The sequence below is a fragment of the Streptomyces sp. NPDC001796 genome (assembly GCF_042892355.1).
Classification (GTDB): Bacteria; Actinomycetota; Actinomycetes; order Streptomycetales; family Streptomycetaceae; genus Streptomyces.
This window is the reverse complement of the sequence record NZ_JBIAUC010000006.1, coordinates 14,122-30,819: the sequence shown is the minus strand read 5'-3', so window position 1 is coordinate 30,819 and position 16,698 is coordinate 14,122. Positions and strand designations below refer to the sequence as shown.

Annotated in this window: 14 protein-coding genes and 1 pseudogene; 12 read left to right on the top strand and 3 right to left on the bottom strand. The window is 70.3% G+C overall.

Annotation, left to right across the window (positions count from 1 at the left end; all coding sequences use genetic code 11):
* Nucleotides 1–31: 31 nt before the first annotated feature.
* Nucleotides 32–344, top strand: a pseudogene (locus ACFYZE_RS14230) (phosphate ABC transporter ATP-binding protein); the annotation flags it as partial.
* A 100-nt stretch (nt 345–444) separates the two neighbouring features.
* On the opposite strand, the gene ACFYZE_RS14225 reads toward ACFYZE_RS14230, so the two are convergent.
* Nucleotides 445–1,113 (bottom strand): class I SAM-dependent DNA methyltransferase, encoded by a 669-nt coding sequence (locus ACFYZE_RS14225; protein WP_388992525.1) that lies wholly within the window; start codon nt 1,111–1,113, stop codon nt 445–447.
* 453 nt (nt 1,114–1,566) lie between these two features.
* On the opposite strand from ACFYZE_RS14225, the gene ACFYZE_RS14220 reads away from it, so the two are divergent.
* The 10 genes from ACFYZE_RS14220 (at nt 1,567) to ACFYZE_RS14175 (ending at nt 13,302) form a co-directional block, all read left to right on the top strand.
* Nucleotides 1,567–2,790 carry an amidohydrolase gene (locus ACFYZE_RS14220; RefSeq protein ID WP_388992522.1) on the top strand — a complete coding sequence of 408 codons (1,224 nt, stop codon included), beginning with the start codon at nt 1,567–1,569 and terminating at the stop codon, nt 2,788–2,790.
* Nucleotides 2,791–3,333: 543 nt separating this feature from the next.
* Nucleotides 3,334–4,365: a BMP family protein gene (locus ACFYZE_RS14215; RefSeq protein ID WP_388992519.1), complete on the top strand. Its 1,032-nt coding sequence runs from the start codon at nt 3,334–3,336 to the stop codon at nt 4,363–4,365.
* A gap of 693 nt (nt 4,366–5,058) precedes the next feature.
* Entirely contained in the window at nt 5,059–6,105 is a 1,047-nt protein-coding gene (locus ACFYZE_RS14210) for a BMP family protein (RefSeq protein ID WP_388992516.1), read from the top strand.
* 241 nt (nt 6,106–6,346) lie between these two features.
* Complete coding sequence (locus ACFYZE_RS14205) at nt 6,347–8,056, top strand: ABC transporter ATP-binding protein (RefSeq protein ID WP_388992513.1); 1,710 nt, start codon at nt 6,347–6,349, stop codon at nt 8,054–8,056.
* Entirely contained in the window at nt 8,053–9,186 is a 1,134-nt protein-coding gene (locus ACFYZE_RS14200) for an ABC transporter permease (protein WP_388992510.1), read from the top strand. Before ACFYZE_RS14205 ends, ACFYZE_RS14200 begins: the two co-directional genes overlap by 4 nt.
* Complete coding sequence (locus ACFYZE_RS14195; protein ID WP_388992507.1) at nt 9,183–10,445, top strand: ABC transporter permease; 1,263 nt, start codon at nt 9,183–9,185, stop codon at nt 10,443–10,445. Before ACFYZE_RS14200 ends, ACFYZE_RS14195 begins: the two co-directional genes overlap by 4 nt.
* The gene (locus ACFYZE_RS14190) at nt 10,442–10,843 is read left to right on the top strand and encodes a cytidine deaminase (RefSeq protein WP_388992504.1); all 402 of its coding nucleotides are present in this window, start codon (nt 10,442–10,444) and stop codon (nt 10,841–10,843) included. The genes ACFYZE_RS14195 and ACFYZE_RS14190 overlap by 4 nt, the downstream gene beginning before the upstream one ends.
* 91 nt (nt 10,844–10,934) lie before the next feature.
* The gene (locus ACFYZE_RS14185; protein ID WP_388992501.1) at nt 10,935–12,218 is read left to right on the top strand and encodes a thymidine phosphorylase; all 1,284 of its coding nucleotides are present in this window, start codon (nt 10,935–10,937) and stop codon (nt 12,216–12,218) included.
* 95 nt (nt 12,219–12,313) lie between these two features.
* Entirely contained in the window at nt 12,314–12,898 is a 585-nt protein-coding gene (locus tag ACFYZE_RS14180) for a Uma2 family endonuclease (RefSeq protein WP_388992498.1), read from the top strand.
* Nucleotides 12,899–12,915: 17 nt separating this feature from the next.
* Nucleotides 12,916–13,302, top strand: coding sequence for an STAS domain-containing protein (locus tag ACFYZE_RS14175; RefSeq protein WP_388992495.1), 387 nt, complete (start codon nt 12,916–12,918; stop codon nt 13,300–13,302).
* Here the strand turns inward: ACFYZE_RS14175 and ACFYZE_RS14170 are convergent.
* Together ACFYZE_RS14170 and ACFYZE_RS14165 are read right to left on the bottom strand one after the other, a co-directional pair.
* Nucleotides 13,195–14,202 carry a sigma-70 family RNA polymerase sigma factor gene (locus ACFYZE_RS14170; RefSeq protein WP_388992492.1) on the bottom strand — a complete coding sequence of 336 codons (1,008 nt, stop codon included), beginning with the start codon at nt 14,200–14,202 and terminating at the stop codon, nt 13,195–13,197. The two genes, ACFYZE_RS14175 and ACFYZE_RS14170, sit on opposite strands and share 108 nt — an antisense overlap.
* 149 nt (nt 14,203–14,351) lie before the next feature.
* On the bottom strand, nt 14,352–15,632 hold the full coding sequence (locus tag ACFYZE_RS14165; protein WP_388992489.1) for an MFS transporter: 1,281 nt from the start codon (nt 15,630–15,632) through the stop codon (nt 14,352–14,354).
* 63 nt (nt 15,633–15,695) lie between these two features.
* On the opposite strand from ACFYZE_RS14165, the gene ACFYZE_RS14160 reads away from it, so the two are divergent.
* The gene (locus ACFYZE_RS14160; protein WP_388992486.1) at nt 15,696–16,658 is read left to right on the top strand and encodes a LysR substrate-binding domain-containing protein; all 963 of its coding nucleotides are present in this window, start codon (nt 15,696–15,698) and stop codon (nt 16,656–16,658) included.
* The last annotated feature ends 40 nt before the right edge of the window (nt 16,659–16,698 follow it).

Genomic DNA, 16,698 nt, shown 5'->3' with positions numbered 1-16,698 from the left:
GTCGCGTCGCCGTGCCACCGTTCGCGTCGCCAAGCAGCGCCTGTGCATCGCCCGCTTCCTCGCCGTACGCCCCCAGGTCCTGCTGATGGACGAGCCCTGCTCGGCCCTGGACCCACCTCGACCCGCCGCATCGAGGAGACCATCCGCGAACTGGCGCACGAGGTCACTGTCGTGATCGTCACCCACAACATGCAGCAGGCCGCCCGTGTCTCCGATCAGTGCGCCTTCTTCCTGGCCGAACAGAACACCCCGGGCGCCATCGCGAACACGGCCCCACCCCGGCGATGTTCTCCGCCCCGTCGGACCCTCGGACGGCCGACTACGTGGAGGGCCGCTTCGGCTGACGGGCTCCTCGCAGGCGCGGCGCTCGCGCCGATCGGCCGGGCGGCCCCGGGGCCGCCCGGGTAGGGGCCTTCGGTGGCGGGCGAGTCGCCGTGACCGCCGTCACCGGGCCTCGTCGCCCGGCTTGCGGGCCAGGACGTACGCGCGCTGACGCCTCCCCGCCCCGTCCGGTTCCAGCAGGGTCTGCGCCCGGACCTGCAGGCCGGCCTTGGTGAGGTGGGCTGTGACCGTGTCCGGGCCGTGCCAGTAATGGTCGAGGGCCGTCTCGTGACCCAGGCCCTCCACAAGGTGCCGGTGGTCGTCGTCGCCCGTCTCGAACGCCACGAGCGCGTGACCGCCGGGGTTCAGGACACGGTGGAACTCGCCGAACACCGTCGGCAGGTGCTCCTCCGGTACGTGGACGACCGAGAACAGCGCCGCGATACCGCCCAGCGTTTCCGGCGGCAGGTCGAGCGCCGTCATCGTGCCGACGTGGAAGCGCAGGTCAGGGTGGGTACGGCGGGCCAGAGCCACCATCCGGGGCGAGACGTCCACACCGAAGACCGGGACGCCGAGGGTGTGCAGGCGGGCCGTGGCGTGTCCGGGGCCGCAGCCGAGGTCGGCCACGGGGGCGGTGCCGTGCGCACGGACCAGCTCCGCGAAGGCGGTGACCAGGGCCCGGTCGAGGGGACGGGTCGCCAGGCCGTCGGGGAAGCGGTCGGCGTAGTCGGGGGCCATGGCGTCGTACGACGCCCGGGTGGTCCGTATGAAGTCCGGTTCCTCGGCGTTCACGCGGGCGACCCTACCCGCGCGGGCGTACGGGAAAGGGGCTGCTTTCGAGCGTTCACCACTTCGCCATGTGAGGCAGCGCACGGGCTGGGGAGTCGTAGAAGAGGTGACGCTTCCGCGACGGGAAGGCGGCGTGACGTGGTATCCGTGGTGTACGGGAATCGCTCGGAGCCCTTCGAGCGTTCACGTAACGGGACGCCCGCACACGGAAGCGGTCCCGTCCTGGGATCACCGGGCGCCTCCCACAGCGCCGGGACGCCGCCGCGGTCACCTCCGCGGCCCCACTCTCGACCGCGGTGCGATCCCGTCGCCCGGAAAGCCGGGCGAGTTTACCCATCCTCACTGCCGACCATGCGGCGTGCGGCCGGATTTTCTTCCCCTGACGGGCTGAAGTTTTGTTGATCGCAGGGAGGCCGGCCGCCCGATCGCCTTACCCTTCAAAGGGTGAACCAATTGATGTCCCTAGAGTCCGAGGCCGATCACCCCGGGGAAGCGGTGCTTCCCGGCGCGCTGTCCGAGGCGCTGCACGCCGAACTCGTCGCCTTCCGGCGCGACCTGCACATGCACCCGGAACTCGGCCACCAGGAGTTCCGTACGACCGCCGCGATCAAGGCCCGCCTGGAGCAGGCGGGTCTCACGCCGCGCGTCCTCGACACCGGGACCGGACTCGTGTGTGACATCGGCGACCCGGACGGCGTACGTCCGATGCTCGCGCTCCGCGCGGACATCGACGCGCTCCCCATCCCGGACACCAAGACCGACTGCGCGTACCGCTCCACCGTGCCGGACCGCGCCCACGCCTGCGGACACGACGTGCACACCGCGGTCGTCCTCGGCGCCGGACTCGTCCTCGCCGAGCTGCACCGCGAGGGGCTGCTGCCGAAGCCGGTGCGGCTGGTCTTCCAGGCCGCCGAGGAGGTCCTGCCGGGCGGGGCCGCCGACGCCATCGAGGCCGGCGTCCTGGAGGGGGTCGGGCGGATCCTCGCCGTGCACTGCGACCCCAAGGTCGACGCCGGGCGCATCGGGCTGCGGCACGGTCCCATCACCTCCGCCTGCGACCGGCTCGAGGTCGCGCTCGACGGCCCGGGCGGTCACACCGCGCGCCCCCACCTCACCACGGACCTCGTGCTCGCCGCCGCGCGTGTCGCCGCCGAGGTGCCGGGGATGGTCGCGCGCCGTGTCGACGCCCGCAGCGGGCTCTCGGTCACCTGGGGGCGCATCGAGTCCGGGCACGCCTGCAATGTGATCCCCCAGCACGCCGAGATCTCCGGGACCGTGCGCTGCCTGGACCTCGACGCCTGGCGGCAGGCGCCGGACCTGGTGCACGCGGCGGTCGACGAGATCGCCAACCAGTACAAGGCCAAGCCCGAGATCAACTACGTCCGCGGGGTGCCGCCGGTCGTCAACGAGGCCGGTGCCACCGAACTCCTGCGGGACGCGATGACCGCACGGCGCGGTGCCCACTCCGTGGAGGACACCGAGCAGAGCCTCGGCGGTGAGGACTTCTCCTGGTACCTGGAGAAGGTCCCCGGCGCCATGGCCCGCCTCGGCGTCCGCCGCCCCGGTGACCGCGTGGTGCGGGACCTGCACCAGGGCGACTTCGACGCGGACGAGCACGCCATCACTGTGGGCGTGGAACTGTTCACGGCGGCGGCACTGCTGGACGCGCAGGAGCGGTAGCCGGTCGGTAGCCGGTAGCCGGTTCGCAGGGCCTGGAATCGGCGTCCGGGGCCGGTGGCCGGGCCTGGTGGCCGCAGGCCGCGTCCGAAGCCCCGAGCCCCGGCGGCGGGTGACCGGTGGTCGGAGGTCGGGCCCGGCGGCCAGAGCCCGGGCGGCGGGTGACCGGAGGCCGGACCCGGAGGCCAGAGCCCGGAGCCCGGACGGCGGGTGACCGGTGGGTGCAGGCCGGGTCAGGAGCGCCGGAGCCCGGGCGGCGGTGACCGGTGGCCGAAAGGGGTGCCCCGTTTGGCACTCCTTCGCCCCCTTCCGTCACCCGCCCGTAACCGCCGTCGCCCAGCCGTAACCCGGCGGCGGCACGAATCGATAACGGCCGCGAGAAACCCCGTTCCCCTCCCCTTCTACGCGCGTTACTGTGCGCCGAAATCGCTGCGGTGGCGGCGCTTTGGGCATGCGGACCGGTGACGGTGCCGTGGGGATGAAGGGGTGCTTGCTGTGCGTCTGATCTCTCGGGTCTCTCGGAGAACGAGGTTCTCCCAAGCTGCGGTGACCGTCGCGGTCATCGCCCTCGCGGCCACCGGCTGCGGCAAGTCCAGCACGGAGGCGAACAGCGACTCCGGCAAGAGCTCCTCCGGCTACACCGGCAAGGGCATCGGCCTGGCCTACGACATCGGCGGCAAGGGCGACCAGTCCTTCAACGACGCCGCGTACGCCGGTTTCCAGAAGGCCGAGAAGGACTTCAAGATCGGCGGCCGGGACATCGAGCCGCAGGACGGCGAGTCGAGCGCGGACAAGGTGCAGCGCCTGGAGCAGCTCGCCAAGGCCGGCTACAACCCGATCGTCGGCGTCGGCTTCGTCTACGCGCCCGCCGTCAAGGAGGTCGCGGCCAAGTACCCGAAGATCACCTTCGGCATCATCGACGACGACACGGTCAAGGCGGGCAACGTCGCCGACCTGGTCTTCCACGAGGAGCAGTCCTCCTACCTCGCGGGCGTCGCGGCGGCGAAGGCGACCAAGAAGAACCACATCGGCTTCATCGGCGGCGTGGACATCCCGCTCATCCACAAGTTCGAGGCGGGCTTCGACGAGGGCGCCAAGTCGGTCAACCCCAAGATCAAGATCGAGTCGCAGTACCTGACCCAGACTCCTCAGGAGGGCGGTTTCTCCAGCCCCGACAAGGGTGAGAACGCCGCGAACGGCCAGATCGAGGCGGGCGCCGACGTCATCTACCAGGCGGCGGGTCTGTCCGGTCAGGGCGTCATCAAGGCCGCCGCCGAGCACAAGGTGTGGGCCATCGGCGTCGACTCCGACCAGTACGAGCAGAGCGCGCTGGCCAAGTACAAGGACTGGATCCTCGGCTCGGCCCTGAAGAACGTCGGCGGCGCGGTCTACGACCTGACCAAGTCCGTGGTCGACGGCAAGCCCCTGACCGGCGAGGTCCGCGGTGACCTGAAGTCGGGCGGTGTGGGCTTCGCGGACTCCAACCCGAAGTACCAGGCGATGAAGGACGTCGTGGCGGCCGTGAACAAGGCCAAGCAGGACATCATCGACGGCAAGGTCGTCGTCAAGACGCAGTGACACCGTCGTCGGCCCGGCCGACGACTGGGCGCCCTCGGCCGGGACGTACGGGCCGGGGGCGCCCGTCCTGTTCGAGAGGCGGGGCAGGACGGGACTCTGCTAGACTTGATCTTGAGCTGGCCGCCGGAACTCCCGGTGCCTGGTCGCGCGTTGGTGGTCCAAGGAAAGACGCCCCGCTTCCTGCGGGGAGATGCAGGTGCAAGGCCTGCCCGGCGCTCCGAGACGAAACCCATCCCCTGCGCGGGATGGGTTTCGTGCGTTGTGCCCGCCGACGGCTACGCCGAACGGCGTCCGCGCGGCACCGGCATGGAAGACGTGTCCGTGGCAACCCGGTGCCGATGACCATGAGCCCTGGACAGCACGGACCGCTCGAAGGCGGCGGCCGTCCGCGCGGCCTCCGGGCCGGCTCCCCGCACCCGTCGGCGGCCCTGCTCACCTCACTCACCCCCTTCGCAAAATCGATCACACAGCCACCTTTTCTCCCCGAAGAACCAGAAACCCCACAAACACCCCACACATCGCTTTCCCTCGCCTCCCGCAAGTGCCCCGACGCTCTCCGTAACCCGTCGAAGAGACGGTGGCCACATCTCGATAACGGACCGGACAGAAGGGGTTTTCCGTCCGGTCTACGCGCGTTACGCTGCCGCGGAACCAGCGCCTGGTATGGGCGCTTGCACGAAGGAGTCTCGTTCCATGCGCCGGGTGTCCCGAATCGCCGTCGCGGGTGCTGCCACCGCAGCCCTCGCTCTCACCGTCTCCGCCTGTGGCAGTTCCTCCACCGAGTCCGCCGGTAGCGGCAAGAGCAAGGGCATCGGTCTCGCCTACGACGTCGGCGGCAAGGGCGACCAGTCCTTCAACGACGCCGCCTACGCCGGTTTCCAGAAAGCCGAGAAGGAGTTCGGTGTCGGCGGCCGTGACGTCGAGCCGCAGGACAACGAGTCCGACGCCGACAAGGTGCAGCGTCTGGAGACGCTCGCCAAGGCCGGTTACAACCCGGTGATCGGTGTCGGTTTCGCCTACGCGCCGGCCGTCAAGGAGGCCGCCGCCAAGTACCCGAAGATCACCTTCGGCATCATCGACGACAACACGATCCAGGCGAAGAACGTCGCCGACCTGGTCTTCCACGAGGAGCAGTCCTCCTACCTCGCCGGTGTCGCCGCCGCGAAGACCACCAAGAAGAACCACATCGGCTTCATCGGCGGCGTGGACGTCCCGCTCATCCACAAGTTCGAGGCCGGCTACATCCAGGGCGCCAAGTCGGTCAACCCGAACATCAAGGTCGAGACGCAGTACCTGACCCAGACCGCCCAGGAGGGCGGCTTCTCCAGCCCCGACAAGGGCGAGAACGCCGCGAACGGTCAGATCGACGCCGGTGCCGACGTCATCTACCACGCGGCCGGCCTGTCCGGTCAGGGCGTCATCAAGGCCGCCGCCACGCACAAGGTGTGGGCCATCGGCGTCGACTCCGACCAGTACAACCAGAGCGCGCTGGCCGCGTACAAGCAGTACATTCTCACCTCGGCCCTGAAGAACGTCTCCGGCGCGGTGTACGACCTCGCCAAGTCGGTCATCAAGGACAACAAGCCGCTGTCCGGCGAGATCCGCGGATCCCTGGCCAACGGCGGTGTCGGCCTCGCCGACTCCAACCCGGTGTTCAAGAACAACGCCGACCTGCAGGCCGCGCTGAAGAAGGCCGAGCAGGGCATCAAGGACGGCTCGATCAAGGTCAAGACCTCCTGACCAGGTGGTCATAGGCCTGTCGAAGGCATGGCCGGAACGGCGCTGTCATGACAGCGTTACGGCCTGGGAACGGGGCGCGGGGAGGATCGCCGAACCGCACCCCTGGCGCCGATCTCCCGCTGTCCGCCCGAAGGGCGGGCCGGGCGGGAGATCGGCGCCAGGGGCGCCCCCGTTCGCGCGGCAGAATGCTCGGAACGGATCGACCGCGATCAGGTCCGAGCAAATTTAAGGCAGGGGCGCTATGCGCGTAGAGCGGCCCCTTTTCCAAGGAGAGTGCGCCATCGACGCGTCCAGCAGCCCTCCGCTCACCGCACAGTCGACGACCGCGGTCGAGCTGGCGGGGATCACCAAGCGATTCCCGGGTGTCGTCGCCAACCACGACATCCACCTCACGGTCCACAAGGGCACCGTGCACGCCCTCGTCGGCGAGAACGGCGCCGGCAAGTCGACCCTGATGAAGATCCTCTACGGCATGCAGAAGCCGGACGAGGGCACCATCACCGTCGACGGCGAGCAGGTGAGCTTCTCCAGCCCCGCCGACGCCATCGCCCGCGGCATCGGCATGGTCCACCAGCACTTCATGCTCGCCGACAACCTCACGGTCCTGGAGAACGTGGTGCTCGGCAGCGAGAAGCTGTACGGCATCGGTGGCGGCGCCCGTAAGAAGATCAAGGAGATCTCCGACCGGTACGGGCTGAACGTACGCCCCGACGTCCTGGTCGAGGAACTCGGCGTCGCCGACCGCCAGCGCGTGGAGATCCTCAAGGTCCTCTACCGAGGCGCCCGCACCCTGATCCTCGACGAGCCGACCGCCGTGCTGGTCCCGCAGGAGGTCGACGCACTCTTCGACAACCTGCGCGAACTGAAGTCCGAGGGCCTGTCCGTCATCTTCATCTCCCACAAGCTGGGCGAGGTCCTCTCGGTCGCCGACGACATCACCGTCATAAGGCGGGGTACGACGGTCGGCACCGCCGTACCCTCCGAGACCACCCCCCGCCAGCTCGCGGAGATGATGGTCGGCAGCGAGCTGCCCACCCCGGAGACCGCCGAGTCCACGGTCACGGACAAGCCGGTCATCGAGGTCAGGAACCTCACCGTCTACGCCAGCGGCGGCGCCTCCCTCGGCGTGGAGGCCGAGCCCGCGGCCGGCGGGCTCACCGAGTTCGCCGCGGGCGGCGATGTGAAGCGCGTCCTCGACGACGTCACCTTCACCATCCACGCGGGCGAGGTCATGGGCATCGCCGGTGTCGAGGGCAACGGCCAGACCGAGCTCATCGACGCGCTGATCGGCCTCAAGCACGCCGACTCCGGCTCCATCGCCTTCCTCGGCGAGGACATCACCGCCTGGGCCACCCGCAAGCGCCGCGAGCGGGGCGTCGGCTACATCCCCGAGGACCGCCACCGCCACGGCCTGCTCCTCGAGGCCCCGCTGTGGGAGAACCGCATCCTCGGCCACGTCACCGAGCGCCCCAACGCCAAGGGCTTCTGGCTGGACCCCAAGGGCGCCCAGGAGGACACGCGGCGGATCGTCGAGGAGTACGACGTCCGCACGCCCGGCATCGACGTCACCGCGGCCTCCCTGTCCGGCGGCAACCAGCAGAAGCTGATCGTCGGCCGGGAGATGAGCCACAAGCCGAAGTTCCTGATCGCCGCCCACCCCACCCGTGGTGTGGACGTCGGCGCGCAGGCGCAGATCTGGGACCAGATCCGCGAGGCCCGCCGCGAGGGCCTGGCCGTGCTGCTGATCTCCGCCGACCTGGACGAGCTGATCGGCCTCTCGGACACCCTGCGGGTGATCTACAACGGCCGGCTCGTCGCCGACGCCGACCCCGCCACCATCACTCCGGAGGAGCTGGGTTCGGCCATGACGGGTGCCGCGTCCGGACACCTGGAACACGTAGCGACCGACACAGACGAGGCAGACGCCGGTCCGGAGGACGAGGCCCGATGAAGAAGTTCGACAAGGAGCGGGTGCTCCTCGCGGTGGCCGGCCCGGTCATCGCGCTCGTCTCGGCGATCCTGCTGACCTCGGTCGTGCTGGTCGCCTCCGGCAAGAACCCGTTCGAGCCGTACGCGCTGATGCTCCAGCAGATCGGGTACTCCGACGTCCAGGTGCTGATCGTCAACCAGGCGTCGATGTACTACCTGGCGGCGCTCGCCGTGGCCGTCGGCTTCCGGATGAACCTGTTCAACATCGGCGTCGACGGCCAGTACCGGCTCGCCGCGATGATGACCGCCGTCGTCGGCGCGCACATCGCGCTGCCGTCCTTCCTGCAGATCCCGGTGCTGATGCTGGTCGCCATGCTCACCGGCGCCTTCTGGGCCGGTATCGCGGGCGTGCTGAAGACCACCCGGGGCGTGAGCGAGGTCGTCGCGACGATCATGCTCAACGCGATCGCCACCAGCCTCATCGGTTACCTCACCCTGTCCAATGTCTGGGGCGTGCAGGTCGGCAACAACATGACGACCGGCATCATGAAGAAGTCGGGCTGGTTCCCGGGCATCAGCCTGGGCGCCGACGTCGGCGAGATCTACGGCCTGGTCTTCCTCGCCGTCCTCGCGGGCGTCCTGTACTGGCTCGTCCTCAACCGCACCCGCTTCGGCTTCGACCTGCGCGCCACCGGCGCCTCGGAGACCGCCGCCGCGGCCTCCGGTGTCGACGCCAAGCGGATGGTCCTCACCGCGATGCTGATCTCCGGCGGCGTGGCGGGCCTGTCGGGCCTGCCGCTGCTGCTCGGCGACGCCCACACCTACAGCCTGAGCTTCCCGACCGGCCTCGGCTTCACCGGCATCACCATCGCCCTGCTCGGCCGCAACAACCCGCTCGGCATCGCCTTCGCCGCGCTCCTGATCGCCTTCCTCGACAAGGCGTCCCCGGCCCTCGACTACGCGACTCCGGTGGCGTACGAGAAGGAGATCGCCACGATCATGCAGGGCCTGATCGTCTTCGCGGTCGTCATCTCCTACGAGGCCGTACGCCAGTGGGGCCTGCGCCGCCAGCAGAAGCGGGTCGGCGCGGAGCTGGCCGCGGAGGCGGCCGGCAACAACAACTCGCACCAGAAGGAGGTGGCTGCCCGATGACCACCGCGACCGTCGCCAAGCCGAAGGCGCAGCAGCCCGGCAAGGGCAGCCGCCGTATCTCGCTCCCCGCACTCCTGCTGATCATCGCGGGCGTCCTGGTCCTGACCTCGATCGTCCGTCTGATCACCGGCGCGGACGGCATCACCTCGACCGGCCAGATGTCCACCGCACTGCGCCTGGCCGTGCCGATCGGCCTCGCCGGTCTCGGCGGCCTGTGGGCCGAGCGCTCCGGCGTCGTCAACATCGGTCTCGAGGGCATGATGATCCTCGGCACCTGGTTCGGCGCCTGGGCCGGCTACCAGTGGGGTCCGTGGACCGGTGTCGTCTTCGGCATCGTGGGCGGCGCCCTGGGTGCGATCCTGCACGCCATCGCCACCATCACCTTCAACGTGAACCACATCGTCTCCGGTGTGGCGATCAACATCCTGGCCCTCGGCACCACCCGCTACCTGTCGAAGTTCACCTTCGAGAACGCCCCGCAGGGCTCCTCCAAGCAGTCCCCGCCGATCGACTCGCTCGGCACCTTCGACATCCCGGGCCTGTCCCACTGGCTCGACGCCCTGAACGGCAAGCACTGGTTCCTGGTGTCGGACATCGCGGGCCTGATCGGCGGACTCGTCACCGACCTCTCGCCGCTCACCGTGATCGCGGTGGCCCTGGTCCCGGTCACCTGGTGGGTGCTGTGGCGCACGGCGTTCGGTCTGCGTCTGCGCTCCTGCGGAGAGAACCCGGTGGCGGCGGAGTCGTTGGGCGTCAACGTGTACAAGTACAAGTACATCGCGGTGATCATCTCCGGTGGCTTCGCGGGTCTCGGCGGTGCGTTCCTGTCGATCGTGGCCTCGAACGTCTACCTCGACGGCCAGACCGCCGGGCGCGGCTACATCGGTCTCGCCGCGATGATCTTCGGTAACTGGATGCCGGGCGGACTCGCGCTCGGCGCGGGTCTGTTCGGCTACACCGACAGCCTCAACCTGCGCGGCGGCACCACCAACGTGCATGCGCTGATCCTGCTGCTCGCCATCCTGGTGGTGTTCGGCGCGGCGTACCTCGTGTGGAAGAAGAAGTATGTCCCCGCGCTGATCACGGCCGTGGCCGCGGCCCTGATGTTCGTCTGGTACGCCTCCACGAAGGAGGTCCCGGCGCAGCTCGTGACCGCCACCCCGTACATCGTCACCCTGCTGGTGCTCTCGCTGTCCGCGCAGAGCCTGCGGATGCCGAAGGCGGACGGTCTGCCGTACCGGAAGGGACAGGGCAAGTGACCGAGTCCGCGACGTTCGACTGGGCGGCCCTCAGGGAGGAGGCGCGCGCGGCGATGTCCCGCGCCTACGCCCCCTACTCCGGCTACCGGGTCGGCGTGGCGGCCCTCGTCGAGGACGGGCGGACCGTCACCGGCTGCAACGTCGAGAACGCCTCCTACGGTCTGAGCCTGTGCGCCGAGTGCGGGCTCGTCTCGCAGCTGCAGAACACCGGGGGCGGCCGGCTCACGCACTTCACCTGCGTGAACGGCGAGGGCGAGCTGCTCGTCCCGTGCGGTCGCTGCCGCCAGCTGCTGTACGAGTTCGGCGGCCCCGATCTGCTGGTGGACTCTCCGGCGGGGGTCCTGCCGCTGTCGGAGATGCTGCCGCAGGCCTTCGGCCCGGACCATCTCACCAAGTAACTCCTGTGCGGCCCCTCCGAGTCGAACCCCATGGCTCGGAGGGGCCGCACACCTTCGGACCTTCGGTCCTTCGAACCTCCGGAAGGAACCCATGGCCATGGACGCCATCTCCGTCATCCGCACCAAGCGGGACCGCGGTGAGCTGAGCGACGAGCAGATCGACTGGGTCATCGACGCGTACACGCGGGGCGAGGTCGCCGACGAGCAGATGTCCGCGCTCGCGATGGCCATCCTGCTCAACGGCATGAACCGCCGCGAGATCGCCCGCTGGACGGCGGCGATGATCGCGTCGGGAGAGCGCATGGACTTCTCGTCCCTCTCCCGCCCGACGGCCGACAAGCACTCCACGGGCGGCGTCGGCGACAAGATCACGCTGCCGCTGGCCCCGCTGGTCGCCGCGTGCGGCGCGGCGGTCCCGCAGCTGTCGGGCCGGGGCCTCGGCCACACGGGCGGCACGCTGGACAAGCTGGAGTCGATCCCGGGCTGGCGGGCGCTGCTGTCGAACGAGGAGATGCTGTCCGTCCTGGACGGTGTCGGCGCCGTGATCTGCGCGGCGGGCGACGGCCTGGCACCCGCGGACAAGAAGCTGTACGCGCTCCGCGACGTGACGGGCACGGTGGAGGCCATCCCCCTGATCGCCTCCTCCATCATGTCGAAGAAGATCGCGGAGGGCACGGGCTCCCTGGTCCTGGACGTGAAGGTCGGCTCGGGCGCCTTCATGAAGACGATCGAGGACGCCCGTGAACTGGCGCGGACGATGGTGGGCCTCGGCACGGACCACGGCGTGAAGACGATCGCGCTGCTGACCGACATGTCGACCCCGCTGGGCCTGACGGCCGGCAACGCGCTGGAGGTCCGCGAGTCGGTCGAGGTCCTGGCGGGTGGCGGCCCCGCGGACGTGGTGGAGCTGACCGTGGCCCTGGCCCGCGAGATGCTCGACGCGGCAGGCGTGAAGGACGCCGACCCGGCGAAGGTCCTGGCCGACGGCTCCGCGATGGACGTCTGGCGCCGCATGATCGCGGCCCAGGGCGGCGACCCGGACGCGCCGCTGCCGACGTCGAAGGAGCAGCACGTGATCAAGGCCCCGTCGTCGGGTGTCCTGACCCGCCTCGACGCCTACGACATCGGCGTCGCCGCCTGGCGCCTCGGCGCGGGCCGCGCCCGCAAGGAGGACCCGGTGCAGGCGGGGGCGGGCGTGGAGATGCACGCCAAGCCGGGCGACACGGTGACGGCCGGCCAGCCGCTGCTGACCCTGCACACGGACACGCCGGAGCGGTTCGCGTACGCGCTTCAGGCGGTGGAGGGTTCTTACGACATCGCGGCGCCCGGCACGGAGTTCACGGCTACGCCGGTCGTGCTGGATCGTATCGCCTGACCTGGGATTTCTTCTTTCGGGTGAACGGGATCGGTGGACCGCCGCCGGTCCCGTTCGGCATGCTGGGATCGGTGACGCACCGATAGGAGACCGCCATGAGGGCACTCACCGTCAGCCATGACCCCGAGCAGAGCTGGGACGAGCTCGTCCGGTTCTGGGAGGAGATGGAATGGCCTGAGGGCAGCAAGGTGGAGATCATCGAGGGGATCGTCACCGTGTCACCTGTTCCTGCTTCCCGTCACAATGTGATCGCGGAACGTATCCAGCGTCGCCTCTACTCCGTGATCCGTGACGACTGGGGGATCTTCCAGACACTGGCCGTCGCCGTTCCGTCGCGTCTGGGCATGCTCATCCCGGACCTCGTGGTGGCCCCGGTGCAGGAGTGCGCTGACGCGGACACCCACATTCCGGCCGCACTCGCCGAACTCGTCGTCGAGGTGACCTCCAAGTCCAACGCTCGGCACGACCGCATCAGCAAGCCCGCCGCCTACGCCGCCGCCGGCATCCCGCTCTACCTCCTCGTCGACCGCTGGGCTCCCGAAGGTCCCATCGCGACGCTCTACGGAGAACCGAAGGGCGACGTTTACCGCCCGCTGAGCACCGCCAAGTTCGGTGAGGCCATCAAGCTTCCGGCTCCCTTCGATCTCGTCATCGACACCAGCGAGTTTCCGGTCGACTAGAGGCACAGCCGCTGCCGATGATTTGCCGGCGTCCGCCCGGTCCACCCTCCGTGGACGCCAAGACACCCCCCGTACTCATGCTGACCGGCCCCGTCGCCCCCGACCAGGTGGCGCAGCTCGGCGACAACGTGCGAGCGCTGCTGGAGACCACCGGCACCGGGGTCGTCGTATGCGATGTCGGCGCCCTCAGGCCCGTACGGCTCGCCACCGTCGACGTACTGGCCCGGCTCCAGCTCGCCGCCCGCCGGGCCGGGGGCCGCATCCGGCTGCGCGACCCGGCGCCGGCCCTGCGCGCGCTACTCGACCTCGTCGGCCTCCCGATCGAGCTCGAGGGGCAGTCCGAACAGCGGGAACCAGCGCTGGGTGTCGAGGAAGCAGTGGAACCCGGTGATCCGGCCGTCTGACGTCTCCAGCACCTGCACCGCCCAGGCCGTGAAGCAGCCCTTCTCCGGGTCCGGCTTGTACTGGGCGAAGCCCGGCAGGCCGTTCACCGCGACCGGCACCAGCCGTGAGCCCGCGCAGGCGGCGCCGAGCGTGGTCATGAAACCGGTGATGTCCGAGGTGCCGCGCAGCCACAGGTCGAACGGCGGCATCGTCATCACCGCGTCCTCGTGCAGCAGGGCCGTCAGCGCCGCCATGTCGTACCCCTCGAAGGCCGCCACATAGCGCTCGAGGAGTTTCTTCTGCTCCTCGTCGAGGGGATCGGAGACGGCCGCGTCGGACCCCTCGCCACTCTTCTCCGAGAGTGTCGCCCGCGCCCGCTGCAACGCGCTGTTGACCGACGCCACCGAGGTGTCGAGCAGCTCCGCGACCTCACTCGCCTTCCAGGCCAGCACCTCCCGCAGGATGAGCACCGCGCGCTGCTTGGGCGGCAGCTGCTGCAGGGCCGCCATGAAGGCCAGGCGGACGGACTCCTTGGCGACGGCCGCCTCCGCCGGGTCCCCGGTCGTCGGCAGCACGCGCGCGTCGGGCATCGGCTCCAGCCACGTGTGGTCCGGGCGCGGGGAGAGGGCGGCCCGCTCCAGCGGCGAGGCCTCGGTCAGGTCCATCGGGCGGGCCCGCTTGTTGCCCGCGTTCAGCATGTCCAGGCAGACGTTCGTCGCGATGCGGTACAGCCACGAGCGCAAGGAGGAGCGGCCCTCGAACTTCTCGTAGCTCCGCCAGGCGCGGACCATCGTGTCCTGCACCGCGTCCTCGGCCTCGAAGGACGAGCCGAGCATGCGGTAGCAGTACCCCGTCAGCTCGACCCGGTGCTTCTCCAACCGGACGTCGAGGTCCTCCACCGTCGCCGTGCCCTCACCCATGGTCCACCCACCCCTGTGGCCGTTCCTGTCGCGCGCCGTTGCGCCCCAGCACTTCGGAAGCTACAGCAGCCCACTGACAACGGCTCTCGGAGCGAGGGAAAGCGCAGGTCGGGACCCGGACGAGGACGGCCCTCGGGCCGGGGCCGGGCTCAGTGTGCGGGCACCGGCTCCCGCCGCGCGGCGACCCGCGCCGCCCGCGACCCGAACAGGGTGATCACCACGACACCCAGCACCGCCAGCACGCCCATCCCCACCGTTCCGGTCCAGCCCCCCGCGTGGAAGGCGACCGCGCCCAGCGTGCTGCCCGTGCTGGAGCCGATGTAGTACGCCGACTGGTAGAGCGCGGACGCCTGCGCGCGGCCCTCCTTCGCCGTGTGGCTGACCGCCGACGACGCCACCGCGTGGCCCGCGAAGAACCCGGCGGTGATCAGGACCAGGCCCAGCAGGACCAGCAGCAGAGAAGGGGCCAGGGAGAGCAGCAGGCCCGCCGTGGTCGTGCCGCCCGCCAGGTACAGGGCCCCGCGGCGGCCCAGACGGCCCACCAGCCGCCCCGCCGTCGACGCCGACACCGTGCCCACCAGGTACACCAGGAAGATCGAACCGATGATGCCCTGAGACAGCCCGAACGGCGCCTCCGTCAGGCGGTAGCCGATCACCGTGTAGACGCCGCCGAAGACCATCATGAACAGCGCCCCGATCGCGTACAGCCGGCGCAGCAGCGGGTTGGCGAGGTGGTCGCGGACCGTGCGGGCCAGCACGCGCGGGCGCAGCGAACCCGCCGTGAAGTGCTCGGGCGCCGGCAGCAGCAGGCGGAACGCCACCGCGCAGGCGACCGCGATCACGCCGACCGTGCCGACGGCCACCCGCCAGCCCCACTCCTGCGCGACCCAGCCGGTGATGATCCGGCCGCTCATCCCGCCGACGCTGTTCCCGGCCACGAACAGGCCGATCGCCGTGACCAGGGCCTTGGGCCGGACCTCCTCGGCCAGGTACGCGGTCGCCGACGCCGGCAGGCCGGCCAGGGCCGCGCCCTGCACCGCCCGCAGCACGATGAGCGAACCCAGCGACGGGGCGAAGGGGACGAGCAGTCCGACGGTCACCGCCACGGCCAGCGACGCCGTCATCAGCGTGCGTCGTCCGAAGCGTTCGGACAGGGCGCTCATGGGAAGGACGAACAGCGCCAGCGCGCCGGTGGCGCCGGACACCGTCCAGCTCGCCGCGCTCGCCGTCACCCCGAAGTCGTGGGAGACGAGCGGCAGCAGGGCCTGCGTGGAGTAGAGGAGCGCGAAGGTGGCGACGCCTGCGAGGAAGAGCGCGAGGCTCATCCGGCGGTAGCCGGGGCCACCCGGGGTCATCCGCGAGTCGGGGACGGCAACAGTGACGGCATCGGCGTCCACGGTGGTGGACGCCCCGGTATCGGCAGCAGGCATGTCTCGAACGTACGGACACGACCGCTGATCCGTCCAATGCACAGAACCGCCATAATCGTTCCCATGGTGCATCAGCAGAGGTCGGACGCTCGCCTGTCATCGTTCAGTGACACAAGTGACGCAGAAGACATCGTCACGTTGCTCGCGCCGCGTCTCGCGTACTTCGCGGGCGTCGCCCGCACCGAGCACGTCACGCGCGCCGCGCAGGAGATGCAGGTCCCGCAGTCCACCCTGTCCCGGGCCCTGGTCCGGCTCGAGGAGGACCTGGGCGTGGAGCTGTTCGCCCGGCGCGGCCGCACGGTCTCGCTCACTCCGGCGGGACGCACGTTCCTCGCCTCCGTCGAGCGCGCCCTCGCCGAGATCGAACGGGCCGCGGAGGAGGTGCGCGCGGACGCCGACCCGGCCGCGGGCAAGGTCGCCTTCGGCTTTCTGCACACGATGGGCGCCGAGACCGTGCCCGGGCTGATTCACGCCTTCCGCGCCGACCATCCGCGCGTCCGCTTCAGCCTTGTCCAGAACTACGGCGAGGCGATGCTGGAGCGGCTGCGGGCGGGGGAACTGGACCTGTGCCTGACCTCTCCGGTGCCGGACGCGCCCGATCTGGTCGCCCGGCGCCTCGACGAGCAGAAGCTGCGGCTCGTGGTGCCCGCCGACCACCGGCTCGCGAGCCGCAGGCGCGTGCGGCTCGCGGAAGCCGCCGACGAGACGTTCGTGACCCTGGAGCCCGGATACGGGATGCGGCGCATCACCGACGACCTGTGCCGCGAGGCGGGGTTCAAGCCGCGGATCGCCTTCGAGGGAGAGGAGGCCGAGACGCTGCGCGGCTTGGTCGCGGCGGGACTGGGGGTGGCCCTGCTGCCACCGCCGGCCGTGCCCCGGCCCGGGGTCGTGGAGCTCACGGTCACCGCGCCGCGGGCGGTGCGGGAGATCGGCGTGGCGTGGCTTGCCGGGCACGTGGACACGCCGCCGGTGGCGGCCTTCAAGAAGTTCCTGTTGTCGAGGAGGGGGCGGCTTCTCCCGGACTGAGGGCACGGGTTCGCCGTGGTCGCTCGCGCCCCCGCGCGGC